Genomic DNA, 24,800 nt, shown 5'->3' on the forward strand with positions numbered 1-24,800 from the left:
ATCTTTGCTCAGGATCAACAACTGTAGGAGGTCAGTGCCCTGCCGTTTTCGAAAACAACTGAATCACCACCACCCCCAGCACAATCAAACCCATCCCGAGCATCGCCGGCAGATCGAGCTTCTGCCCATAGATAAACAGCGCCGCGATGCTGACCATGACGATCCCCAGCCCCGCCCACACCGCGTAGGCCACGCCCACCGGAACGGTGCGCACCACCAGGGTCAGCATCCAGAACGCCACGCCGTAACCCACGATCACCAACAGCAGAGGAATCGGCGTGCTCCAGCCCTTGATCGCTTTCATGGAAACGGTGGCGATCACTTCCGAGCAGATGGCAATGGCCAGATAGTAGTAGGCGGCGGTCATGGGGCAATCCTCGGAATGGGCTCAATACTGTAGGAGCGAGCTTGCTCGCGAAAATCGTTAACGATTACGCGTATAGCCTGGTTGAACGTGGTGTTCTTGGGTTTTTCGCGAGCAAGCTCGCTCCTACAAAGGTGGGCATTTTAGTGCGTTCTCAGATGGGGTAAAGTCATTACCTATCCGAATTCAAGATAGGTTTAACCCATGAGCGTGCAATGGAACCTGGAGCAGATGCGCCTGTTTGTCAGCGTCGCCGAACAGCGCTCGTTTTCGGCGGTGGCGCGGGACCAGCGCAAGGCGCAATCAGCGGTAAGTAGTGGTATTGCCTTGCTGGAGGCCGACCTGGGCGTGAGCCTGTTTGATCGTAGCAGCGGCCGCCAGCCCCGGTTGACCGAGGCCGGCACGGTGCTGCTGGAGGAGGCCCGGGAAGTGCTGCGCCAGTGCGAGCGCCTCAATGGCCGCGCCTTGTCCCTGATGCGTGGCGAAGAAGCACGGCTGCGCCTGGCCCAGGACGAAGCCATGCTGTATCAGCCGGTACTCGACAGCCTTGAGGCGCTGGCCGGGAAGTTTCCTAGCCTGGAAGTGCAATTGTCGAGCACGGCCCAGGGGGATGTCGCACGCAAATTAGTCGAGCGCAAAGCGGACCTGGGATTGCTGTTCTATCACGACCAGATCCCCGAAGCGCTTGAGCGGCGGGTGGTCGGCAGTGTGGAGATGGTCACGGTGTGCGGCGTCGGCCATCCACTGGCCAGCGGTGGTTTTGTCGATTGCCAGCGCCTGGCGCAGTTTCGCCAGTTGCTGATGTCGACCCAGACCAGTGTCTACCCCGGCAGCGAAGCGGCCAGCCCGCAGGTCTGGCGTGCCGACAGTTTCTATGTGTTGGCCGAGTGGCTGGCCCGTGGCCTGGGTTGGGCCTGGTTGCCGCGGCATGTGGTGCAATACCCGACCTATCACGGGCAGATGGTCGAGTTGGATAGCGAATGGACGCCGCCGGCCCTGGTGGTGGAGCTAGTCTGGCGCCGGGATGAACCCCTGGGCCCGGCGGCGCGCTTTCTTGCCGAACGGTTTACCGAGTGTTTGCAGGCGATCGGCTGAAAAAGTCGATAAACTCCGCCGCCATGAATAGAACTCTCTACAGCTGTCTGTTTTATCTGGCGCTACCGTTGGTGGCCTTACGTCTATGGCTACGGGCACGCAAGGCGCCGGCCTACGCCAAGCGCGTCAGCGAGCGCTTTTCCTACGGTTTGCCGGTACTCAAGCCCGGCGGGATCTGGGTGCACGCGGTGTCGGTGGGCGAGAGCATCGCTGCCGCGCCGATGATCCACGGTTTGCTGGAGCGCCACCCTGGATTGCCGATCACCGTCACCTGTATGACGCCCACCGGTTCCGAGCGGATCCAGGCGTTGTTCGCCAATGAGCCGCGCATCCAGCATTGCTACCTGCCCTATGACTTGCCGTGTGCGGCCAAGCGTTTTCTGGACCGGGCCCAGCCCAGGCTTGCGGTCATCATGGAGACCGAGTTGTGGCCCAACCATATCCACCAATGCGCCAAGCGCGGGATTCCCGTGGCCCTGGCCAATGCGCGGCTGTCGGCCCGCTCTGCCAAGGGCTACGGACGTTTCGCCAAACTGACAGCACCGATGCTGGCAGAAATGAGCCTGTTCGCCGTGCAGACCGCCACCGAGGCCGAGCGTTTTCGCAGCCTGGGCGCACGCCCGGAAACGGTCGAAGTCACCGGCTCGATCAAGTTTGACCTGACCATTGACCCACAATTGCTGGAGCGTGCCGCCGCGTTGCGCGAGCAGTGGCAGGCCAGCGAGCGCCCGGTGTGGATCGCGGCCAGTACCCACGAGGGTGAAGATGAAGTGGTGCTGGCGGCCCACCGGCAGTTGCTGGTCAGCTATCCCAACGCCCTGTTGATTCTGGTGCCCCGGCATCCGGAGCGTTTCAACACGATGTTTGAGCTGTGCCAGCAGCAGGGTTTTGCCACGGTACGGCGCTCCAGCGGCGCGCCGGTCAACGCCCAGACCTCGGTGTTGCTGGGCGACACCATGGGCGAGTTGCTGTTTTTGTATGCCTTGGCCGACAGCGCTTTTGTCGGCGGCAGCCTGGTGCCCAATGGGGGGCACAACCTGCTGGAGCCCGCAGCGTTGGCCAAACCGGTGATCAGCGGCCCGCATCTGTTCAACTTCCTCGAAATCGCCGCGATGATGCGCGAAGCCGGGGCGTTGCGGGAGGTGGAGGATGCCGAGGGATTGGCCGAGGCAGTGCGGCAGTTGTTTGAACTGCCGCAGGATGCCCAGAAGATGGCGCAGGCGGGGCTCAAGGTGATGCAGGGCAATCAGGGGGCGTTGAAGCGCTTGCTCGATGGCCTCGATCGCCTGATCAACCGCTGACCTTGTGGGAGCAAGCCCGCTCCCACATTTTATTATGCGGTGGGTTTAGTAGCCGGGGCGGGCCTTCAGTTGTTCGGCCGCAGCCTTGGCCAGGTCTGGCGGCAGGAAGTCCTTGTCCGGGTTGTAGTCAGCCTTCAGGTAGCGCGCCAGGTCCTGCAAGTCCCTCGGGTTCAATGTCCCCGCCGCCTGCTTCAAGCGCAGGTTGTCGAGGATGTAGTCGTAGCGGCTGTTGTTGTAGTTGCGCACCGACGCGTAGAGCTGGCGCTGCGAATCCAGCACATCGACGATATTGCGTGTGCCCACCTGGTAACCGATTTCCGTGGCTTCCACTGCGCTCTGGTTGGAGATGATCGACTGGCGGCGTGCCTGCACCTGTTCCACATCGGTATTCACTGCGCGGTGCAGGTTGCGGGTGTTTTCCACCACCTGGCGGCGCAGGCCTTCGCGTTGCTGCTCGGTCTGGCCCAGGCGCGAATAGGATTCGCGCACTTGGGAGCTGGTGAGGCCGCCGCTGTACAGCGGGATATTCAGGCGCAGGCCGATGGTGCGTTGTTCGACATCGCCGCGATACGGCTGGCCGAAGGCATTGGGGTTGCTGAAACCCAGGGCGTCGTTGTCGCCTTTCTCGTATTGCGCCACGGCATCCAGGGTCGGCGCGTGGCCGGCCTTGCGTTGCTTGAGGGTTTCTTCGGCGGCGGTGACTGCATAGTTGCTGGCCAGCAAATTCAGATTCTGCCGGCCGGCGGTGTCGACCCAGGCCTTGGCGTCGTTGGGCGACGGCGGCAATACCGGCAGGGTGTGGACGATGCCCTGGATCGCGTTGTACTGGCGGTTGGTCAGGGTGATCAGCGCTTCAAACGCGTCATCCACCTGGCGCTGGGCGAGGATCCGGTTGGCCCGCGCGGTGTCGTAGCTGGCCTGGGATTGCAGCACGTCGGTCTTGTCCGACAGGCCCACGTCGAAACGTTCGTTGGACTGGTCCAGTTGGCGCTTGAAGGCAGCCTCTTCGGCCTTGGTCGAGGCCAGGTTGTCCTGGGCGCGCAGCACGGAGAAGTAGTTTTCGGCGCTTTGCAGGATCAGTTCCTGTTCGGTGGCCGAGAGTTGCAGCGCAGCCTGCTCGTTGACCGCTTCGGCGGCTTGCAATTGGAACCAGCGGTCGGCACGGAACAGCGGCTGGCTCAAGGTTGCGCGCCAGGTATGGGCGTCGCGATTGGCGGTGGCCGACGGTGTGTCGATCTGGGTGCGCACATTGTTGATGTCGGCACCGGCCGAGAGATTGGGCAGCAGGCCGGCACGGGCCTGGGGCACCACTTCTTTCTGCGCGCCGTATTGCGCACGGGCGGCGGCCAGGTCGGCATTATTGTCCACCGCTTCCTGGTAGACGCTGACCAGGTCGGTTTTGGTCGACAAGGGCGCTTCAGCTGCCCAGACCATTCCATTGGTCGCACAAGACACGGCAAGAGCCAGTGAAAGTTTGCGCAGCATGAGGCGATCCCTAGATAAATATTACGGCGATAATTTAGCGCCCAAGGCTACGACGAGCAATCCATAGCGTCAAGGCGTTGAGACAGTAGCCGAGTGTAGTGGCCGTATCACGGCGCAACAATCCTGTAATTGCGCCATTCATCACGCTGAATGCACCGCTATTGGCAATTTGCCTGCTCCATGGTCTAGACTGGCCGCGTTCTTGTCGGGGTGCCTTGTTATGAGGCTGAGATCGGTAAATACCGGATCCCGTTGAACCTGATCAGGTTAGCGCCTGCGTAGGGAACAAGATTTCTCGTCACCCGGCGAGTCCTCTTGTGCTTCGTCCGGGATGTTGTTCGACAATCGAACAGCCCTCGTGCGCCAAGCACAGCACTGGTTCCAGTGCGTCCGTCCGTCACAGGTTCGCTCCGACAAAAATCCACTGCCTGGATGTGTCTGGAGAGCCCGTGATGAGTACAAAACTAAAAAACACCGTGCATTTGAGTGAGTCGGCCAAGGTTGACTCGGGATCCGTGCAGCCGTTTACCCGCTCGCAAAAAGTCTATGTGCAGGGCACCCGCCCGGACATCCGCGTACCGATGCGCGAAATCAGCCTCGACGTGACGCCTACCGACTTCGGCGGCGAAATCAATGCGCCTGTGGTGGTCTACGACACCTCCGGCCCGTACACCGACCCGAATGTCATCATTGACGTGCGCAAGGGCCTGGGCGATGTGCGTTCGCCGTGGATCGAATCCCGTGGCGACACCGAGCGTCTGTCGGGCCTCAGTTCGCACTTCGGCCAGCAGCGCCTGAGCGACGCCGAACTGACCGCCCTGCGTTTTGCCCACGTGAAAAACCCGCGCCGCGCCAAGGCCGGGGCCAACGTCACGCAAATGCACTACGCGCGCCAGGGCATCATCACCGCCGAGATGGAATACGTCGCCATCCGCGAAAACATGAAGCTTGAAGAAGCCCGCGCCGCCGGTCTTCTGACCCAGCAACACGCCGGCCACAGCTTCGGCGCCAGCGTGCCGAAAATCATCACTCCCGAATTTGTGCGCGAAGAAATCGCCCGCGGCCGGGCGATCATCCCGGCCAACATCAACCACACCGAACTGGAACCGATGATCATCGGCCGTAACTTCCTGGTGAAGATCAACGGCAACATCGGCAACAGCGCCCTGGGCTCGTCCATCGAAGAAGAAGTGGCGAAACTCACCTGGGGCATTCGCTGGGGTTCGGACACGGTGATGGACCTGTCCACCGGCAAGCACATCCACGAAACCCGCGAGTGGATCATCCGTAACTCGCCGGTGCCGATCGGTACGGTGCCGATCTACCAGGCCCTGGAAAAAGTCGGTGGCGCTGCCGAAGACCTGACCTGGGAGCTGTTCCGCGACACCCTGATCGAGCAGGCCGAGCAGGGCGTCGACTACTTCACCATCCACGCCGGCGTGCTGTTGCGCTATGTACCGCTGACCGCCAAGCGTGTCACCGGTATCGTTTCCCGTGGCGGCTCGATCATGGCCAAGTGGTGCCTGGCGCATCACAAAGAGAACTTCACCTACACGCATTTCGATGAAATCTGCGAAATCATGAAGGCCTACGACGTCAGCTTCTCCCTCGGCGATGGCCTGCGTCCGGGGTCGATTGCCGACGCCAACGACGCCGCGCAGTTCGGTGAGCTGGAAACCCTTGGCGAATTGACCAAGATCGCCTGGAAGCACGACGTACAAACCATGATCGAAGGCCCGGGCCACGTGCCGATGCAGTTGATCAAGGAGAACATGGACAAGCAGCTGGAGTGCTGTGACGAAGCGCCGTTCTACACCCTCGGCCCGCTGACCACTGACATTGCACCGGGCTACGACCACATCACCTCCGGCATCGGCGCGGCGATGATCGGCTGGTTCGGTTGCGCGATGCTCTGCTACGTCACGCCCAAGGAGCACCTGGGCTTGCCGAACAAGGATGACGTGAAGACCGGGATCATCACCTACAAGATCGCGGCCCATGCGGCAGACTTGGCAAAAGGTCATCCGGGCGCGCAGATCCGTGACAACGCCTTGAGCAAGGCGCGGTTCGAGTTCCGTTGGGAAGACCAGTTCAACCTCGGCCTGGACCCGGACACCGCGCGCTCCTACCACGATGAAACCCTGCCCAAGGATTCGGCCAAGGTCGCGCATTTCTGCTCGATGTGCGGGCCGAAATTCTGTTCGATGAAAATTACCCAGGAAGTGCGCGAGTACGCGGCCAACCAGCGTATCGAGGCGGTGGATGTGGATGTGGCCAAGGGCTTGGCCGAGCAGGCGGAGCGGTTCAAGCAGGAAGGCAGCCAGCTCTACAAAAAGGTCTGATCCGAGATCGCAGGCGCCTGTAAGGGCCTCATCGCGAGCAAGCCCGCTCCCACTCGATCGAGCTCCACATGGAATGCGATCGAATGTGGGAGCGGGCTTGCTCGCGAAAGCAATCTCTCAAACAACCAATACTCCTCAGAGATTCCACCCCCGAGCATTCAACCGAGTACCTACTCTCCCGACATTGCAGTCCCCATAGACAAACGTGTCTTCGGCGCCCGCGATCTGTTCTCCCTGTGGTTCTCCCTCGGTATCGGCCTGATGGTCCTGCAAACCGGTGCGCTGCTGGCCTGGCTGGGTGGTATCAGCACCTATCATCTGTTGGCCAATCTGTACCCGGATATCGGCGCAACCCTGCCGGCACTGGCGCTGACAGGGCTGCTGCAATTTATCCTCGGGCGCGCCTTCAGTGGCGCACGGGCACCAGTTCAGGCTTGATGATGCCGTCGAGGCGCGCATAAGGGATCTGCAACTCGACGTGGCCCATGGCGTAGGGCGCAATCGTGGTCGTAGGGTACTTGAGCACCACTGCTCCATAGGTCAGCGCCACGTTCGGGGTTTTCTGGAAGGGCCAGCTTTTCACGTAGTCCGGCTCCAGGCTCAGGCGGGTGCTGATCAGCCAACTGTTGTGGGCCACCTGGGCGGCTTTCCAGAACGCGTCTTCCTTGCCGGGACGCAGCATGTCCGCGAGGGTCAGGTTTTTTTGCTGCTGGCGCGAGTAGTTGATGAAGCCGCGGCCAGGTTCGCCATGGGCACCGCCGGTGTCCAGGTAGCTGGACAGCTCGATGATCACCAAGCCGTCATGCTGCTCCCGTACCTTGGCCTGCAAGTACATGCTGTTGCGCGGGCCGGATTCGCGCAGGAATTTTTCCCGATAGGCGTTCAGCGACGCCGGCAGTGGCGCGCCGGGGGTGGTGCGGGTCATTTCCAGCAGGCGCTGCTCGATCAGCGCATCGAGCTTGGGCTCGCTGGCGAAATGCACGGTGTCGATGTTCACCAGTGGGCAATCGGCAGTGGTGCAGCCGGGTTGCACCACTTCGGATGCATCGCGGGTGGCTTCCAGCGGCGCTCGGTAGCTGGGTTGGAACAGGCTCTGGCAAGCGCCGAGGGTCAAGGCAATACAGGCCACGGAGGCGACTTTTAACAGCGACATGGGCGTCCTTCATAAAGCGGAGAAGAGCGAAAGATATGGGGCTTCGACTACCGGCATCCCAGTCAGTTCGCCACTAAGCTGATTACAGTGAGTTTGACCTGAGCCGCCTGTCCCGGCAACCGCAAAGGGGCTGCACCGAGGGACGCGGGCGCTGTAGGATGGCGCGATGCCAAGACACACACCGCAATAAACGAGGGTTGATATGACCGACAGTGCGAAATCGACGCCGAACAGAATTGAAGTGGTTCAGCGCGACAATGCCTACCAGGGCTTCTACAAGCTCGATCGCGTGCAGCTGCGTCACGAGCTGTTCGACGGTGGCATGAGCCGGGTGATCGATCGTGAAGTCTTTGTGCGCCATGACGCGGTGTGTGTACTGCCCTACGACCCGCAACGTGATCAAGTGGTACTGATCGAGCAATTTCGCGTTGGCGCCATGGGCCGCACCGACAACCCCTGGCTGGTGGAGATGGTTGCCGGGCTGATCGACAAGGACGAGCAACCGGAGGAGGTTGCACACCGCGAAGCCGAGGAGGAAGCTGGGTTGACCTTCAGCGCGCTGTGGCCGATCACCCAGTATTTCCCCTCGCCAGGGGGCAGCACCGAATTCGTCCACCTGTTTTTGGGGCGTTGCGACAGTAGCGGTGCTGGCGGCATTCATGGCCTGGCCGAAGAAGCAGAAGATATCCGCGTCACCGTGTGGGCCTTTGAAGATGCCCTGCAAGCGGTACGCGACGGTAAGATTTCCAACGCAGCCAGCATTATCGCCCTGCAATGGCTTGCGCTTAATCGCGCGGAAGTGAGGGGGCTATGGCAGTAAAGGCACGGGAACGTTACCGGGTCGACCTGGTCGGCTTGCAAGCCGCTTGCGAGGCCAACTACGCACGGCTGATGCGCTTGCTGCCGGACATGCGCCACACGCCCGAGGCGCGGCGCATTGCCGTGACCCATGGCGACCAGATGCTCGGCGTGCTGACCCTGGAAGTGATCCTCACTTGCCCGTATACCAGCACCTTGCGCGTGCGCCAGGAACACAGCCTGCCATGGTTGCCGGTGCCGCAGTTGGAAGTGCAGGTGTATCACGATGCGCGGATGGCCGAGGTGATCAGCGCCGAACATGCGCGGCGCTTTCGCAGCATCTATCCTTATCCCAATGTGTTCATGCACCAGCCCGATGAGAAAGCACAGCTCAATGTGTTCCTCGGTGAATGGTTGAGCCATTGCCTGGCCTTGGGCCATGAGTTTGAAGTCGTGCGGTAGATGTGAACTGCGTCTGCTTCACAGGTTTCCTCTTTGCGTCCTGCCCCAGCATAATTGCGCCCATTGCCCATTTTTCGTGATCGCCCTGGGAGAACGCCTTGCCGAGCGTATCCACCGTGAACCCTGATGCACCGGCGTTGCTGGTGCAACTGTCTGACAGCCACTTGTTTGCCGAGGCCGACGGTACGCTGCTGGGCATGAATACCCGTGACAGCCTGCAACGGGTGATCGAGCTGGTGCGGGCCCGGCAGCCGCAGATTGATTTGCTGCTGGCCACCGGCGACTTGTCCCAGGACGGTACGCTTGAGTCCTACCAGCTGTTTCGCGACCTGACCCAGCCAATCGGCGCCCCGGCGCGCTGGATTCCCGGCAACCACGATGAGCCGCAAATCATGGCCCAGGCGACCATGGGCAGTGCGTTGCTGGAGTCGGTGGTGGATGTGGGCAACTGGCGCATTACCTTGCTGGACTCCGCCGTGCCGGGTTCGGTGCCGGGTTATCTGGCCGAGCCGCAACTGCAACTGCTGGCGCAAGCCTTGAGTGAAGCGCCGGGTCGCCATCATCTGGTCTGCTTCCATCATCACCCCGTGCCCATTGGCAGTGCCTGGATGGAGCCCATCGGTTTGCGAAACCCCGAGGCGCTGTTTGCTGTGCTCGACCGTTTTCCCCAGGTGCGGGCGGTGTTGTGGGGGCATGTGCACCAGGAGATCGACCGGGAACGCAACGGCGTGCGCCTGCTGGCGTCGCCGTCGACCTGCATCCAGTTCGCCCCGGGCAGTGAGGATTTCAAGGTCAGCGAAGAGGCACCGGGCTATCGCTGGCTGCGTCTGCATCCCGATGGGCGGTTGGAAACAGGCGTGGAGCGGGTCCAGGGGTTTGCATTCACCGTCGATTACGGTAGCACTGGCTACTGATGGCGATAGTCCCGGGCTAACCTCACCACCGTGACGCCTTGCCCCAGATGCCGCAGCGATGGCTGGATCAGCACGCAATTGTCATACGGTGTGACGATCTCGCGCTGAGCATCTCGGGCGATCACCGTTCCAGCGTGAGTGATCCGCTCCAGTCCACGGAAATCATCAGTGAAACTGAAGTCCATGCTGTGGGCGATCACCGGGTCGGTGACTTGCAGGCATTGCTGGGGCGCAGGCTTTTCCTGGCTAAGAAACCTCGACACATCAGCCTCGGCAACTGCTTGAGTCGCAATCAGGAAGCGTGCTGTCACATCGAGGGCGACGTATTCACTCTTTTTTGAAAAATGCTGGCCCGTCTCGATCAGCAGCGCATTCTTGGGGCTGGCGGCATCGCCAAACCCACCGTAGTCACGCATGCGCCGGCCGTTGGCATGGCCGGCGTCTGCGACGATGGTTGCAGGTACACCTAATGATTGGGCGAACTCCAAGCCTTTGGCGCATGCACCGCACATCATCAGCGGCGGGGATTCTTCGTGCATTGAGTGGATATCGAGCAACAAATCAACACTGTCGATCAGCGGTCGTAACTCCCGTGCTCGGCGCAGTTCGGCGGAGTCGCGCGGGCCGTCGAGGGCCGATGGCAGCCAGACACGGTTCATGTCCTCGTCAATAAAGCGGGTCGCATCAATGTCCTGTGGGTCGAAGCGTTGATAGGCCTGTATGTTGGCAAACCCCAGTGACAACCGCCCCTGGCGCGGGCGCACCCCACTGCGTAACAGGGTATCCACCGCGATTGCCCCACTGACTTCATTGCCATGGGTCAGCGCCATGACCAGCACATGCGGTCCTGGCTTGCCGCTGTCGAAGCTGTGGATGTAGTCGATTCCACAGTTACCGGTTTTCCATTGTCTCAGGTCAGGGAACTGGACTTCCACGGGGTAGGGTTTGAGTGATGCACGAACCTGCTCAAGGGTTTTCATTTCAGTCTCCGACTGACCGATGTGTGTACTTGTCGCGAGGGGGTGGGGCGCGACAAGCAGGAAGAGTGTGTTTAATTGGCAGCGGGGTGGGTGCCGCGCATGCGGCGGCCCAGGCAGACAATCGCCAGTACGCTGATCAAAATGGTCGCCATCACATAAAAACTGGGGGCCAGCTTGCTGCCGGTGGCGTCGATCATCCAGGTCACGATCAATGGCGCAAAGCCACCAAATAGAGTGACGGAAAAGTTGTAGCTCAGCGCCAGACCGGTCCCGCGAATACTGGTTGGGAAGATGTCGGCAAGCATCGCCGGAATCGGCCCCAGGCAGGCGGCGATCAGCACACCGACAATCGCTTGCACAATCAGCAGCGTAGTGAAGCTTGGGAAGGTATTAAGCAGAACGAACATCGGATAAGACGAAAACCCGGTAATCAGCAATGCGATCGTCAGTACCCGAAAACGTCCGTGGCGATCGGATAAACCGCCAAATATCGGAGCCATCAGCATCAGCGTGATGCCGGTCATCAGCGCCCCGAGATACGAGGAGGTAGCGGTGATATTCAGTTGTTTCAGGGCGTAGATAGGCATGTACAGCTTGTGCACGTAGTTGAACGCTGTCGCACCGGCCACCACCCCGATAGCCAGTAACAGGCTGACGTGTCCTTTGATCAACACATCTCGTAGCGGCGTCCTCACCACTGTGCTGGCTACGGTTTTCTTGAAGTCCGGGGTTTCATCGATTTGCGTGCGAATGTAGAAGCCCGCCGGCCCGATCAGCAGGCCGAAGCCGAATGCCACGCGCCAACCCCAGTCGTTCAACTGCACATCCGACAGCGCATAGCTGAGGATTGCACTGACACCTGCGGCCAGTACCGTTGCCAGCCCCTGGGTCGACAATTGCCAACTGGCAAAGAAACCACGACGCTTGGCATCTGCATGTTCGACCATAAACGCGGTGGCCGCACCAAACTCACCGCCCGTAGAAAACCCCTGGAGCATGCGCGCAACGATGATCAACAGCGGTGCTGCCAAGCCGATCTGCTCATAGGTCGGGGCGAAGGTAATCATTGCGGTGCCGATCAGCATGATCATGATGGACATCGTCAACGATGCCTTTCGGCCAGCCCTGTCGGTGTATGAACCGAGCACGATGGCACCTAGCGGGCGCATCAGGAAGGAAATGCCAAATGAGCCTACGGCCAGCAACAGTGAGGTGGTTTCGTTATCGGACGGGAAAAACTGTTTGCTGATAACTACCGCAAAATAGCCGTAGATCAGCAAATCATAAAACTCCAGCGCGTTGCCGACACTGGCAGCGATGATTTCCTTCCATGGACCTCGCTGGGTTGGAGCCTGTGCCGATGATAAGACGGATGATGGGACTGTCATGGATGTGCACCGGGTCTGTTTCACAGTTGGCATTCGGATTCGCCGAGCCGCAGGGTGGCCTGGCGAGATCGAAGGCATTAATTGTTATGGGTGAAAGCCCGGGTGAAATTGAATCAAGTGCGGGTCAACAGCAATTGCTGTTTCGGCACAGGTTTGAGCTGTTTTGGCACGGGGCCGACAGGCATTGGGATTTACGCGTCTTTAAGTTGATGCAACGACAGCGTCACAGGCCTTCCCAGATATTCATGACCATTTCGCTCTGGTTGGTGCGCAGGCGATGCAGCGAGACGTCGAAGGCCACGTGAAACTCGGGGCCGCCTGCAATCACCAACTCGCCCGAGGCCAGGGCACCTTTGACCACCATGCGCGGCAGCCACGCCAGGCCTCTGCCACGCTTGGCCATTTCCAGGATGGCGTCATAAGAATCAGCCTGGTAGACCATCCGCAACGCTAGGTGCTGTGGTAACCGCTCCAGGTGCTGGGCCAGCACGCCGCGTAGGGCCAGGGAGGGTGAGAAGGCCAGCCACGGGATGCTCAGGGCGTTATGATCGACGGATATCCGCTGTCGCGGCTGCGCCTTTGTGTCTGGCGCGCTGACCGGCAGCAGTTCCTCATTGGCCAGTACTCGGGAGTCGAAACGCTCCGGGTCCAACAGCGTATGGGTCAATGGGCTGGAAAAGCTCAACAGCAGGTCGACCTCGCCGGCGGACAACTTACTGATCGCTTCTTGCGCCCCGCTGGTGACCAATGACACCGCAAAATTGCCCAGGCGCTGGTGCAATGACTCGTACCAGTCCGGGAAAAAATCGCAGGCCAGGGTCCGACCGGTGGCGATGCGCACGGGTTCGTCGCGGCTCAGGGTGGTGCCTTTGAATTGCGCTCTGACAGCGGTCAGCAATTGCAGTGATTGTGTCGCGGCATCCAGGAACAGCGCGCCGCAAGGCGTCAGTGACAGGGGTTGTTTGCGCTCGATCAATGGCGTGCCGACCCATTCTTCCAGCGCCCGGATACGTCGGCCGAACGCGGGGTGCGTGACACAGCGATTTTCGGCGGCACGCGACAGGCTGCGGGTGCGGGCCAGTTCGATAAAATCCTCAAGCCATTCAAGTTGCATGCGGTTTTCCTGCTTGGCGGCTCATCAACGCGGCGGAACCGATAGTACCGCCAGCGGCGATGGGCTGCACCCACAACCCCCCCGTTCCCTGTAAACTGCGCCCCTTTGGCCGATAACGCACGGAGAGCCCGGCATGTCCGCTTCGATCTTGTATATCCACGGTTTCAACAGCGCGCCAGCCTCGACCAAGGCCAGCCAACTGATGGGCGTGATGGACAGTCTGGGTCTGGCCGACCAGCTACGGGTGCCGGCCCTGCATCACCACCCGCGCCAGGCGATTGCCCAGCTGGAGCAGGCGATCAGCGAGCTGGGGCGGCCACTGCTGGTCGGCAGCTCACTCGGCGGCTACTATGCAACCCATCTTGCCGAACGCCATGGCCTCAAGGCCCTGTTGGTCAACCCGGCGGTCAGCCCCCATCGCATGTTCGACGGTTACCTGGGCACCCAGAAGAACCTCTACACCGATGAAACCTGGGAATTGACCCACGATCACGTCGCGGCCCTGGCTGAGCTTGAAGTGGCGGCGCCCCAGGATGCCCAGCGCTATCAGGTATGGTTGCAGACCGGGGACGAAACACTGGATTATCGCCTCGCCGAGCAGTATTACCGGGCCTGTGCCTTGCGTATCCAGGCCGGCGGCGACCACAGTTACCAGGGCTTTGGCCGACAGTTGCCGGCGCTGTTGAGTTTTGCCGGCATTGGCGCAGATCAGTACCAATCCTTCGATTTCACGGCATTGTGAAACCGCAGGTTACTTTTTAATCGAACGACTCACGATGAGACCCCATGGCCACTCCCAGCGCTAGCTCTTATAACGCCGACGCCATCGAAGTCCTCTCGGGCCTCGACCCGGTGCGCAAACGCCCCGGCATGTACACCGACACCAGTCGGCCGAACCACCTTGCCCAGGAAGTCATCGACAACAGCGTCGACGAAGCCTTGGCCGGGCACGCCAAGTCGGTACAGGTCATTTTGCACGCCGACCATTCCCTGGAAGTGTCCGACGACGGGCGCGGCATGCCGGTGGACATTCACCCGGAAGAAGGGGTATCGGGTGTCGAGCTGATCCTCACCAAGCTCCACGCGGGCGGTAAGTTCTCCAACAAGAACTATCAGTTTTCCGGCGGCTTGCACGGTGTGGGTATTTCCGTGGTCAACGCCCTGTCCACGCAGGTTCGGGTCAAGGTCAAGCGCGACGGCAACGAGTACCAGATGACCTTCGCCGATGGCTACAAGGCCACTGAGCTGGAAGTGGTCGGCACCGTCGGCAAGCGCAATACCGGGACCAGTGTGTACTTCGCGCCGGACCCGAAATACTTCGACTCCCCCAAATTCTCCATCAGCCGCCTCAAGCACGTACTCAAGGCCAAGGCCGTATTGTGCCCGGGGCTGCTGGTCAGTTTCGAAGACAAAGGCACCGGCGAAAAGGTCGAGTGGCATTACGAAGACGGTCTGCGCTCCTATCTGGAAGATTCGGTCAGCGACTTCGAACGCCTACCCAATGAGCCTTTCTGCGGCAGTTTGGCGGGCAATAAGGAAGCGGTTGACTGGGCGCTGTTGTGGTTGCCCGAGGGCGGCGACAGTGTCCAGGAAAGCTACGTCAACCTGATCCCCACTGCCCAGGGCGGCACCCACGTCAACGGTTTGCGCCAGGGTTTGCTGGATGCCATGCGCGAGTTCTGCGAATACCGCAGCCTGCTGCCGCGCGGCGTGAAGCTGGCGCCGGAGGACGTCTGGGAGCGCATCGCCTTCGTTCTGTCGATGAAAATGCAGGAGCCGCAATTCTCCGGCCAGACCAAGGAACGCCTGTCGTCCCGTGAGGCGGCGGCGTTTGTCTCGGGTGTGGTCAAGGACGCGTTCAGCCTGTGGCTCAACGAGCACCCGGAGCTGGGCCTGGCCCTGGCCGAGCTGGCGATCAACAACGCGGGGCGTCGTCTCAAGGCCAGCAAAAAGGTCGAGCGCAAGCGCATCACCCAGGGCCCAGCATTGCCCGGCAAGCTGGCAGACTGCGCCGGGCAGGACCCGATGCGCTCCGAACTGTTTTTGGTGGAAGGTGATTCTGCCGGCGGTTCCGCCAAGCAAGCGCGGGATAAAGAGTTCCAGGCGATCCTGCCGTTGCGCGGCAAGATCCTCAATACCTGGGAAGTCGACGGCAGCGAAGTGCTGGCCAGTCAGGAAGTGCACAACATCGCCGTGGCCATCGGCGTCGATCCGGGCGCCGAGGACATGAGCCAACTGCGCTACGGCAAGATCTGCATCCTCGCCGACGCCGACTCCGACGGCCTGCACATTGCTACTTTGCTCTGCGCACTGTTCGTCCAGCATTTCCGCCCGCTGGTGGATGCTGGCCACGTCTATGTCGCCATGCCACCGCTGTACCGTATCGACCTGGGCAAAGAGATCTACTACGCCCTGGACGAAGCCGAGCGCGACGGCATCCTCGACCGCCTGGTGGCCGAGAAGAAGCGCGGCAAGCCGCAAGTCACTCGATTCAAGGGCCTGGGTGAAATGAACCCGCCGCAACTGCGGGAAACCACCATGGACCCGAACACCCGGCGCCTGGTGCAGTTGACCCTGGAAGACTACGCCGCCACCTCGGAAATGATGGACATGCTGCTGGCCAAGAAGCGCGCCGGTGACCGCAAGGCCTGGCTGGAGTCCAAAGGCAACCTGGCCGAGGTATTGGGCTGATGCGCAGCGGTTTCGCCCTGGCGATACTGTTGTTGAGTGGGTTGGCAGTGGCCGAACCTGCGGTTGAGCTCAAGTTGTTGTCCGAACACCCGGTCGAGGGCATGCGCGGCGGTAACCTGTCGGGCCTGGCCTTGTGCGGCAAGGACTTGTGGACGGTCTCCGACCGCGACGACGACCAGATCTACCGCCTCGATACCCGTGCCGAGACCTGGCAGGCCGAAACGGTCAGGATCGACGTGCCGCCAGTGCCTGAATCGGGCTTGCCGTGGGGCTTGCGCGCACGCACCACGGCGGCTTCGGTGATTCGTGGCGGCGACCTGGATTTTGAAGGCATCAGCTGTGACGCCGCGGGTAATCGTTATATCGTCAGCGAAGCCCACGCGGCGGTGCTGCAGGTACCGGCAAGTGGGGATCCGGAATGGCTGAAGATTGCCCCTGGGATGGTTCGCGAGGCGCGGGCCAGTGGCCTGTTGCTGCACTTCAATGCCTTGTTTGAAGGCCTGGCGGTCAACCCCGAGGGCAATCAGATCTGGCTGGCGGCCGAACGTGAACGGCGCGGGCTGATTTCGATCAAGCGTGGGCAAAGCGTTTGGGATTGTGACGGGCCGTGCGTGCTGTTGAGCGAGGCTGGCCAGGAAATGCAACCCGCGCAGTTTCCGGGCGCCAAGGCCGTTTCCAAGGATTTTGCTGACCTTGCGCTGTTCAACGGCAAGCTGTTTACCCTGGAGCGCAATGCGTTCCAGATCTGCCGGCGCGACAGCGTGACGGCCAAGGTCGAGCGGTGCTGGTCGTACGCCGATGAGGCCCTGGTGCCGAATCGCCGTTATCCCCAGAGCTATGGCCTGGCGGAAGCCTTGCTGATTGATGCCGAGGGCGCCTGGGTGGGCATCGACAATAATTTCGGCGCCCGGGCCGATGGTGAAAAACGCCCGGTGGTCTACCGTTTTGCTGCGCCGGCCGGTGGTTGGAGCGCCCAGCCATGAGCGCGCAAGCGCCTGGCAAGCGCGCCGGACGTATATTGATGTTCGTGGCGTGGGGCGCCGGGCTGTTTCTGGCAACACGGTTTTTTGGGCAATGGGAAGCGCGTCAGGAAAACCCCAACGCCGTGGTCACCTCGCAGCAACACGCGGGTTATATAGAAGTGAAACTGGTCGGCAACGGCCAGGGGCATTTTGTTGCCACTGGCCAGATCAACGGCCAGCCGGTGGATTTCATGCTCGATACCGGCGCCACCGACGTGGCGGTACCGGCCGAGCTGGCCGAACGCCTGGGGCTCAAGCGCGGTTTGCCGGTGACCTTGAGCACCGCCAACGGCCGCAGCCAGGGCTATCGGACCCACCTCGACCGCCTGCAACTGGGCGATATCGTCTTGCAGGACGTGCGTGCCCTGGTGGCGCCGGGCCTGGGTGGTGAGCAAGTGCTGTTGGGCATGAGCGCATTGAAACAACTTGAATTTACCCAGCGCGGCGGCACCATGCTGCTGCGCCAGACCAGACAATGATGAGGCCCGCATGAGTGACATCCTTGCAGACAGCTTAGACGGCGTAGAACGCCGGTCGCTGGCTGACTTCACCGAAAATGCCTACCTCAACTACTCCATGTACGTGATCATGGACCGTGCCCTGCCGCATATCGGCGACGGCCTGAAACCAGTACAGCGGCGCATTATCTACGCCATGAGTGAGTTGGGCCTGGACGCCGACTCCAAGCACAAGAAATCGGCGCGTACCGTCGGTGACGTGCTCGGCAAGTTCCACCCCCACGGCGACTCGGCGTGCTACGAAGCCATGGTGCTGATGGCCCAGCCGTTCAGCTACCGCTACACCCTGGTCGACGGCCAGGGCAACTGGGGTGCGCCGGATGATCCCAAGTCGTTCGCCGCCATGCGTTACACCGAGGCGCGGCTGTCGCGCTATTCCGAAGTGCTGCTCAGCGAGCTGGGCCAGGGCACCGCAGACTGGGGCCCGAACTTCGACGGCACCCTCGACGAACCGCTGGTCTTGCCGGCGCGCCTGCCCAATATCCTGCTCAACGGCACCACCGGCATCGCCGTGGGCATGGCCACCGACGTACCGCCGCACAACCTGCGCGAAGTCGCCACGGCCTGCGTGCGTTTGCTCGATGAGCCCAAGGCCACGGTCGAGCAGTTGTGCGAGCATATCCAGGGCCCGGACTACCCGACCGAAGCGGAAATCATCACCCCGCGCGCCGACCTGCTGAAAATGTACGAGACCGGCAAGGGCTCGGTGCGCATGCGTGCCGTGTACCACATCGAAGATGGCGACATTATCGTCACCGCCTTGCCGCACCAGGTCTCCGGCGCCAAAGTGCTGGAACAGATTGCCGCGCTGATGCAGGCCAAGCCGTCGAAACTGCCGCAAGTCGCAGACCTGCGTGACGAGTCCGACCACGAAAACCCGTGCCGCATCGTGATCATTCCGACCAACAGCCGGGTCGACCATGAAGTGCTGATGCAGCACCTGTTTGCCAGCACCGAGCTGGAGTCCAGTTACCGAGTCAACGTCAATATCATCGGCCTGGATGGCAAGCCGCAGCTGAAAAACCTGCGCAACCTGCTGGTGGAGTGGCTGGAGTTCCGGGTCAATACCGTACGCCGCCGCCTGCAATTTCGCCTGGACAAGGTCGAGCGTCGCCTGCACCTGTTGGACGGCTTGCTGATTGCCTATCTCAACCTGGATGAAGTGATTCATATCATCCGTACCGCCGAGCACCCGAAAGCCGAGTTGATCGCGCGTTTCGAGTTGAGCGAGATCCAGGCCGACTACATCCTCGATACCCGTTTGCGCCAGTTGGCGCGCCTGGAAGAGATGAAGTTGCGCGACGAGCAGGACGCGTTGCTCAAGGAACAAGCCAAGCTGCAAGCGCTGCTGGGTAGTGAAGCCAAGCTCAAGAAACTGGTGCGCAGCGAGCTGATCAAGGACGCAGAAACCTATGGTGACGACCGTCGTTCGCCGATTGTCGAGCGTACCGAAGCCAAGGCCCTGACCGAAACCGAGCTGTTGCCCAACGAGAAAATTACCGTCGTTCTGTCGGAAAAGGGTTGGGTTCGCTCCGCCAAGGGGCATGATATTGACGCCACCGGCCTGTCTTACAAGGCCGGCGATGGGTTCAAGACTGCTGCAGCCGGGCGCTCCAACCAGTTTGCGGTGTTTATCGACTCCACCGGGCGCAGTTATTCGGTGCCGGCGCATACCTTGCCGTCAGCACGAGGCCAGGGCGAACCGTTGACCGGTCGCCTGACACCACCGCCAGGGGCAAGTTTTGAATGTGTATTGCTGCCTGATGATGACTCGCTGTACGTCATCGCCTCCGATGCCGGCTACGGCTTCGTGGTCAAGGGCGAGGATTTGCAGGCCAAGAACAAGGCGGGCAAGGCCCTGTTGAGCCTGCCGAACAACGCCAAGGTGATCTTGCCGCGTCCGGTCGAGGACCGTGAAGGCAATTGGCTGGCATCGGTGACCACAGAAGGGCGCTTGCTGGTGTTCAAGATCAGCGACCTGCCGCAGCTGGGCAAGGGCAAGGGCAACAAGATCATTGGGATTCCAGGAGAGCGGGTGGCCAGTCGCGAAGAGTACGTGACCGACATCGCAGTGATCCCGGAAGGTTCGACCCTGGTGCTGCAGGCCGGCAAACGCACGCTGTCGCTGCGTCCTGACGATCTTGAGCACTACAAGGGCGAGCGCGGTCGCCGCGGGAACAAATTGCCCCGTGGCTTCCAGCGAGTAGATGCATTGCTGGTGGAAACACCGGCTTAAGGCGATATAGAGCACCCGATCTACGAATTTAACCCGTAGATCGGCGCTTTCGCGCTGGAGTCATGGCGCATATTCACGGATGATATGGCCTTTCCAGCGCCGGCGTGGCTGAGCGCGTATAGGTTATTTTTAGTATTACATTGTGGTTTGCCTTGTGGCAGCCACCTGGATGGGATGATGACTGCTCCACGCCTTCCTTTATTTTTGATGCTCGCTGGCCTTTTGGGGTTGGCGGGTTGCGCTACGCACCAGCCGGTGTCGCTGTACCAACTGGATAGCGGAAACCCTGCGCAGCCAGCGCAAAGTGCTGGCATGGCGGTCTTGCTCGGGCCGGTCGTGGTTGCCGATTACCTGCAACGTGAAACCCTGCTGCAACGCCAGGACGATGGCAGCCTGCAAGGCTCCGTCGATGGCCGTTGGGCGGGCAGCCTGTCGTCGGATATCAACCAGTTGATGCTGCGCCAGGTGGCCGGCCACCTCGACAGCCAGCGTGTGGTGCTGTCGCCGGCACCTACCAGTTTCTCGCCCGATGTTCAGGTGCTGTTGACCATCACGCGCCTGGACTCCGGGGCATCGCAGCCGGCAATCCTTGATGCGCAATGGCGCCTGATCGACCGCCGCGGCCAGGTGCGGGACAACCGCATCGTGCATCTGCAAGAACAACACGCTGGCAGTACCGCTTCCCAGGTCCAGGCCCAGGGTGTGTTGTTGCAGCGTTTGGCAGAACAGCTGTCGGTAACCCTCAAGCCATTGGCCAACCAGCCACCGATTGCCGAGGCCCCGCGCAAACAGGCCCCGGCTCCTGCCAAGCCGGCAGCCCCGGAAAAGCCGAAGATCCCAATGGCTTCGCCGATTCGCACGGACATGGAAGTGTTCCGCTTCTGAGGTAACAGCCCCCTGTAGGAGCGAGCTTGCTCGCGAAAAACTCAAGGGCAACGCGCTCATTCAGGATAAGCGCGTTAACGTTGACGATCTTCGCGAGCAAGCTCGCTCCTACACAGAGCCAATAAAAAGCCCACCCATGAGTGATCATGGGTGGGCTTTTTGTTGGGGGAGGATTCAACCCTTGTTGCGGGTCTCATGCATCCGCGCCAACTGGCGCTCCAGCATCGACGGATAAGGCTCCATCAACCGCTCTACACAGCACGCGCCTTCGGGGCTTGCAATCGGGCGGATCCGCGCACGCTGGCGGATCAAGGCGTCGTCGCTGATCTTGCGCTCCACCAGCAGCAGGTTGCGGCTGTGTTGCGACAAGGCCAGGGCGTCCTGGGCGTTTTCGGTCAGCAGCAGGTCGATCTGGCTCATGCCATACAGGTCGTCGCCCAGGGTCAGGCCCAGTTGCAGTTGCAGGGTGATGCCGCTATCAGCGACTTCGATCTGCAACGCATGGCCCAGCGCCCGCAACAGCTCACCGCAGCAGATGGCGTTGGTCAGGTAGTCTTCGCCGCTGTCTTCGCTGTGGAACAGCATCAAGGTGCTGCCGTCGTTCAGGGTGTGTAGCTCGCTCTGGTACAGCGAGGCCGCCTGGTCGAGGCAGTCGCGGTAGCGTTCCAGCAGCTCGGTCAAGCGTGCGCGGGGCAGGCGGCGCAGCTGTTCCTGGGCGCCCAGTTGCACGGCCAATACCGCACTGTGCTGTGGCTGTGTGTTGTGCGAGACCGCAGGTTTTGGCGCTACCACCGGGGTAGGCACCGACTCGTCGCGCAGGTCGGCAAACGGGTCGTCATCGTCCAGGCTGTCTTCGTCGGCCTTGATGGCTGTGCGCGGTACTGGCTTGAGGCCCGCCACTGGCGCCGACTCGTCGAAGCTCGGGTCGCGCAGGTTGCGCACTTCAAACTCGGGTTCGTCGTCGTAATCGGTGTCGTCAAACGCCGGTTCAGGCTCGACTTCCTGTACCACGGGCTCTGGAGCGAAGCTGGTGTGCAACTGGCGGGCAAGGTCGCCGATTTCATCCTGGCGGTCAGTGGCCGGGGTGTGCTCGTCGATATCGCGCAGCCAGATGCGCAATTGCATCAGGGGCGTGGAGATATGCCGGCCCAGGCGCAGGCTCAAGGCCAGGGCCAGCGCCAGCAGGATCGCGCTGAGGATCCCCATGCTTTGCAGGCTGATGGTCATCGGCTGCTGGAACTGTTGCATGTCCAGGCTGATACGCAATTGACCGGCCTTCACATCCTGAAACGTGATATTGCTCTGGTACAGGCCTTCGGCTTCACCCAGCAGGCCGTTCTTCGGGCGTTGCCCAGCCTCGGCCATGATCCGGTTGTCCACGCTGTAGATGGCGGCGTGGGCCACCAGCGGGTTCTTGGTCAAGTTGTTGAGCAGCACGTTGAGGCTGAGGATGTCGTTGGACACCAGCAACTCAGTCGCCGAGGTGGCGGTCTGGGTCGTCAAGCTCTCGCCCAGGGCGTCGGCTTGCTCGTGCATGGCCTGTTTGAACTGCAAACCCATCACGCACGCATAGATCACCAGGGCCAGGGCGACCAGGATCACGTTATGGCTGGCGATGCGTAATGCGATCGGTACACGGCGGTGGCGCAGTGCCCGGAAGATCAGCAGGAAGAAGTTATCGGTTTTTACTGGCGTGGGCCGGTTCACTTGCGCTCGGCTCTTGGTCCGTGAAGTTGACGCGCAGTATAGCGACAGGCCCAAGACCGGCAAAGCGCTGGCTGTGCCCGATGGTCACTGAAAGTGGGTAGAATGCGGTTTTTTTCCAGCCCGGGGGTGCGCTTTGCGCGAAATTGTCCTGATTAACATCACAGGTGAGGACCGTCCGGGTCTTACCGCGGCCATCACTGGTGTTCTGGCCCAGGGTGGCGTGACCATTCTCGACATCGGCCAGGCCGTGATCCACGACACCCTGTCGTTCGGCATCCTGGTCGAGATCCCGAGCACCGAGCAGGCCTCGTCCGTGCTCAAAGACATCCTGTTTACGGCCTATAAGCTGGATCAGCAGGTTCGCTTTACTCCGGTTTCCGAAGAGGATTACCAGCACTGGGTGGCCGGCCAAGGCAAAAAGCGCCATATCGTCACGCTGCTGACGCGCAAGGTGACCGCCGAGCAATTGCAGCGTGTCAGTTCGATCACCGCGCAGTACGGTTTGAACATCGACCATATTGACCGTCTGTCGGGTCGCATGCCATTGGATACCCCGGCAGACCAGGGCAAGGGCTGTATCGAGTTCTCCGTGCGCGGTGAACCGGCCGATCCGCAGGCTCTGCGCGCCGAGTTCCTCAGCGTTGCCCAGGAGTTGAATGTCGATATCGCCTTCCAGGAAGACTCGCTGTTCCGTCGTAACCGCCGCCTGGCGGTGTTCGACATGGACTCGACGCTGATCGAAGCCGAAGTCATCGACGAGTTGGCCAAGGCTGCGGGCGTTGGCGAGCAAGTTTGCGCGATCACTGAACGCGCGATGGCGGGTGAGTTGGACTTTCGCGCCAGCTTCAAGGAGCGCCTGGCGCTGCTCAAGGGCCTGGATGTCAGTGTGTTGGACTCCATCGGCGCATCCCTGCGCTTGACCGAAGGCGCCGAGACCCTGTTCGCCGAACTCAAGCGCCTGGGCTACAAGACCGCGATCCTGTCGGGCGGCTTTACCTACTTCGCCAAGCAATTGCAGGCCAAGCTGGGCATCGACTATGTGTTCGCCAACGAGCTGGAAGTGGTGGATGGCAAGGTGACGGGCGTGGCGGTCGAGCCGATTGTCGACGCGCAGCGCAAAGCTGATCTGCTACGGGAGTTGGCGCACAAGGAAGGTTTGCGTCTGGAGCAGACCATTGCGGTCGGCGACGGTGCCAACGACTTGCCGATGCTGGCAATCGCCGGGCTGGGCGTGGCGTTCCGTGCCAAGCCTTTGGTCAAGCAATCGGCCAAGCAGGCGATTTCGACCCTGGGGCTGGACGGTGTTCTGTATCTGTTGGGCTTTCGCGACCGCGACGGCCAATAACGACAGAAACGTGCTCATCAATGTGGGAGCTGGCTTGCCTGCGATAGCGGTGTTGGACTCACCATCGTCATCGCAGGCAAGCCAGCTCCCACATTGATTGGGTTCCGGCTTCAAATCTGTGGGGGATCAGGCTTTCGGCAGCGCGATACCCTGGCCCATCTGCACCGGCGTACCCGCCGCCAGTTCTTCGGCCCACTTCACCTGATCCGGCCCAAACAGCACGATGGCGGTCGAACCCAGCTTGAAACGCCCCAGTTCCGCACCTTTTTCCAGGTGGATCGGTGCGCGGGCGGCTTCGTCGTAACGGACGGTTTTCAGTTCGCGCTTAGGCGGCGTCACCAGGCCGGCCCAGACGGTCTCGATCGACGCCACAATCATCGCGCCGACCAATACCACGGCCATCGGCCCACGTTCGGTATCGAACACACAGACAACGCGCTCGTTACGTGCGAACAGTTCCGGCACGTTTTCGGCGGTGGTCTGGTTGACCGAGAAAATCCGCCCAGGCACGTAGACCATTTCCCGCAGGGTGCCGGCCAGTGGCATGTGCACGCGGTGGTAGTCCTTTGGCGACAGGTAGATGGTGGCAAAGTCACCGCCCATGAAGGGTGCGGCAACAGCGGCGTCGCCACCGAGCAATTCCAGCACGCTGAAGCTGTGACCCTTGGCCTGGAACACTCGGCCGTGTTCAATCGGGCCGAGCTGGCTGACGGCGCCGTCTGCCGGGCTCAAGATCGCGCCAGGGGTTTGATCCAGTGGGCGTGCGCCCTCTTTCAAGGCGCGGGTGAAGAAGGCGTTGAAGTGCTCGTAAGCGGTCACGTCTTCGACCAGGGCCTGGGACATGTCCACCTGATAGCGCTTGGCGAACCATGTGGTGAAGGCATTCTTGAACCAACGCACGCGGCACTCGGCAATGCAGCCGGCCAGGCGCGACAGCAGGTGGTGAGGCAGCAGGTACTGGCTGAGGATAAACAAACGCTTTTTCATGAACTGTCCTTAA

21 protein-coding genes, 1 pseudogene and 1 riboswitch are annotated in these 24,800 nt (G+C 61.2%); of the genes and pseudogenes, 14 read left to right on the forward strand and 8 right to left on the reverse strand.

The genetic code is table 11. The features are described from left to right. Window positions 1-31: 31 nt before the first annotated feature. Window positions 32-367: a DMT family transporter gene (locus FJD34_RS18740; RefSeq protein ID WP_032862093.1), complete on the reverse strand. Its 336-nt coding sequence runs from the start codon at window positions 365-367 to the stop codon at window positions 32-34. Between the two features lie 201 nt (window positions 368-568). On the opposite strand from FJD34_RS18740, the gene FJD34_RS18745 reads away from it, so the two are divergent. After that, window positions 569-1,459 carry a LysR family transcriptional regulator gene (locus FJD34_RS18745; protein ID WP_032862092.1) on the forward strand — a complete coding sequence of 297 codons (891 nt, stop codon included), beginning with the start codon at window positions 569-571 and terminating at the stop codon, window positions 1,457-1,459. 23 nt (window positions 1,460-1,482) lie between these two features. Beyond that, window positions 1,483-2,760, forward strand: a complete 1,278-nt coding sequence (waaA, locus tag FJD34_RS18750) for a lipid IV(A) 3-deoxy-D-manno-octulosonic acid transferase (RefSeq protein WP_032862091.1) — start codon at window positions 1,483-1,485, stop codon at window positions 2,758-2,760. Between the two features lie 45 nt (window positions 2,761-2,805). Here the strand turns inward: waaA and FJD34_RS18755 are convergent, their stop codons facing one another. Continuing rightward, window positions 2,806-4,245, reverse strand: coding sequence for a TolC family outer membrane protein (locus tag FJD34_RS18755; RefSeq protein WP_090292822.1), 1,440 nt, complete (start codon window positions 4,243-4,245; stop codon window positions 2,806-2,808). Between the two features lie 196 nt (window positions 4,246-4,441). After that, window positions 4,442-4,547, forward strand: a riboswitch (TPP riboswitch). A gap of 150 nt (window positions 4,548-4,697) precedes the next feature. Between FJD34_RS18755 and thiC the strand changes: the two genes are divergently transcribed. Then, window positions 4,698-6,587 carry a phosphomethylpyrimidine synthase ThiC gene (gene thiC, locus FJD34_RS18760; protein ID WP_032862087.1) on the forward strand — a complete coding sequence of 630 codons (1,890 nt, stop codon included), beginning with the start codon at window positions 4,698-4,700 and terminating at the stop codon, window positions 6,585-6,587. A 141-nt stretch (window positions 6,588-6,728) separates the two neighbouring features. Next, window positions 6,729-6,971, forward strand: a pseudogene (locus FJD34_RS18765) (putative hydroxymethylpyrimidine transporter CytX); the annotation flags it as partial. A gap of 22 nt (window positions 6,972-6,993) precedes the next feature. On the opposite strand, the gene FJD34_RS18770 reads toward FJD34_RS18765, so the two are convergent. Continuing rightward, window positions 6,994-7,740, reverse strand: a complete 747-nt coding sequence (locus FJD34_RS18770) for an RsiV family protein (RefSeq protein ID WP_032862086.1) — start codon at window positions 7,738-7,740, stop codon at window positions 6,994-6,996. 202 nt (window positions 7,741-7,942) lie between these two features. On the opposite strand from FJD34_RS18770, the gene FJD34_RS18775 reads away from it, so the two are divergent. The 3 genes from FJD34_RS18775 to cpdA all read left to right on the forward strand — a co-directional run bounded on the left by FJD34_RS18775 (window position 7,943) and on the right by cpdA (window position 9,914). Further along, the gene (locus tag FJD34_RS18775; RefSeq protein ID WP_032862084.1) at window positions 7,943-8,560 is read left to right on the forward strand and encodes an NUDIX domain-containing protein; all 618 of its coding nucleotides are present in this window, start codon (window positions 7,943-7,945) and stop codon (window positions 8,558-8,560) included. Continuing rightward, complete coding sequence (locus tag FJD34_RS18780) at window positions 8,551-9,000, forward strand: DUF1249 domain-containing protein (RefSeq protein ID WP_090292824.1); 450 nt, start codon at window positions 8,551-8,553, stop codon at window positions 8,998-9,000. Before FJD34_RS18775 ends, FJD34_RS18780 begins: the two co-directional genes overlap by 10 nt. Window positions 9,001-9,098: 98 nt before the next feature. Beyond that, window positions 9,099-9,914 carry a 3',5'-cyclic-AMP phosphodiesterase gene (cpdA, locus tag FJD34_RS18790; protein ID WP_032862081.1) on the forward strand — a complete coding sequence of 272 codons (816 nt, stop codon included), beginning with the start codon at window positions 9,099-9,101 and terminating at the stop codon, window positions 9,912-9,914. On the opposite strand, the gene FJD34_RS18795 is transcribed toward cpdA, so the two are convergent. The 3 genes from FJD34_RS18795 to FJD34_RS18805 form a co-directional block, all read right to left on the reverse strand. Then, window positions 9,908-10,894, reverse strand: a complete 987-nt coding sequence (locus tag FJD34_RS18795) for a M14 family metallopeptidase (RefSeq protein ID WP_090292826.1) — start codon at window positions 10,892-10,894, stop codon at window positions 9,908-9,910. The two genes, cpdA and FJD34_RS18795, sit on opposite strands and share 7 nt — an antisense overlap. Window positions 10,895-10,965: 71 nt before the next feature. Then, the gene (locus FJD34_RS18800; RefSeq protein ID WP_090292828.1) at window positions 10,966-12,282 is read right to left on the reverse strand and encodes an MFS transporter; all 1,317 of its coding nucleotides are present in this window, start codon (window positions 12,280-12,282) and stop codon (window positions 10,966-10,968) included. Window positions 12,283-12,505: 223 nt separating this feature from the next. After that, window positions 12,506-13,396: a LysR family transcriptional regulator gene (locus FJD34_RS18805; protein ID WP_032862077.1), complete on the reverse strand. Its 891-nt coding sequence runs from the start codon at window positions 13,394-13,396 to the stop codon at window positions 12,506-12,508. Window positions 13,397-13,529: 133 nt separating this feature from the next. Here FJD34_RS18805 and FJD34_RS18810 point away from each other — a divergent pair, with 133 nt between their 5' ends. From FJD34_RS18810 to FJD34_RS18835, 6 genes are all read left to right on the forward strand, one after another. Continuing rightward, window positions 13,530-14,138 (forward strand): YqiA/YcfP family alpha/beta fold hydrolase, encoded by a 609-nt coding sequence (locus FJD34_RS18810; protein WP_065942884.1) that lies wholly within the window; start codon window positions 13,530-13,532, stop codon window positions 14,136-14,138. Between the two features lie 44 nt (window positions 14,139-14,182). Then, entirely contained in the window at window positions 14,183-16,087 is a 1,905-nt protein-coding gene (gene parE, locus FJD34_RS18815) for a DNA topoisomerase IV subunit B (RefSeq protein WP_032862074.1), read from the forward strand. Continuing rightward, complete coding sequence (locus FJD34_RS18820; protein WP_032862073.1) at window positions 16,087-17,070, forward strand: esterase-like activity of phytase family protein; 984 nt, start codon at window positions 16,087-16,089, stop codon at window positions 17,068-17,070. The genes parE and FJD34_RS18820 overlap by 1 nt, the downstream gene beginning before the upstream one ends. Next, a complete protein-coding gene (locus tag FJD34_RS18825; RefSeq protein WP_032862072.1) occupies window positions 17,067-17,588 on the forward strand; it encodes a retropepsin-like aspartic protease family protein in 522 nt (173 codons plus the stop codon). The genes FJD34_RS18820 and FJD34_RS18825 overlap by 4 nt, the downstream gene beginning before the upstream one ends. A 10-nt stretch (window positions 17,589-17,598) precedes the next feature. Further along, on the forward strand, window positions 17,599-19,863 hold the full coding sequence (parC, locus tag FJD34_RS18830; protein ID WP_032862071.1) for a DNA topoisomerase IV subunit A: 2,265 nt from the start codon (window positions 17,599-17,601) through the stop codon (window positions 19,861-19,863). A 177-nt stretch (window positions 19,864-20,040) separates the two neighbouring features. Next, complete coding sequence (locus FJD34_RS18835) at window positions 20,041-20,748, forward strand: PqiC family protein (RefSeq protein ID WP_090292829.1); 708 nt, start codon at window positions 20,041-20,043, stop codon at window positions 20,746-20,748. A 174-nt stretch (window positions 20,749-20,922) separates the two neighbouring features. Here FJD34_RS18835 and FJD34_RS18840 read toward each other — a convergent pair whose 3' ends face one another. Next, complete coding sequence (locus FJD34_RS18840; RefSeq protein WP_032862067.1) at window positions 20,923-22,455, reverse strand: AhpA/YtjB family protein; 1,533 nt, start codon at window positions 22,453-22,455, stop codon at window positions 20,923-20,925. 133 nt (window positions 22,456-22,588) lie between these two features. Here FJD34_RS18840 and serB point away from each other — a divergent pair, with 133 nt between their 5' ends. After that, complete coding sequence (gene serB / locus FJD34_RS18845; RefSeq protein WP_032862066.1) at window positions 22,589-23,800, forward strand: phosphoserine phosphatase SerB; 1,212 nt, start codon at window positions 22,589-22,591, stop codon at window positions 23,798-23,800. Window positions 23,801-23,926: 126 nt separating this feature from the next. Here the strand turns inward: serB and asd are convergent, their stop codons facing one another. Then, window positions 23,927-24,787, reverse strand: coding sequence for an archaetidylserine decarboxylase (asd, locus tag FJD34_RS18850; protein WP_032862065.1), 861 nt, complete (start codon window positions 24,785-24,787; stop codon window positions 23,927-23,929). Window positions 24,788-24,800: the final 13 nt, after the last annotated feature.

The organism is Pseudomonas brenneri, from assembly GCF_007858285.1.
Lineage (GTDB): Bacteria > Pseudomonadota > Gammaproteobacteria > Pseudomonadales > Pseudomonadaceae > Aquipseudomonas > Aquipseudomonas brenneri.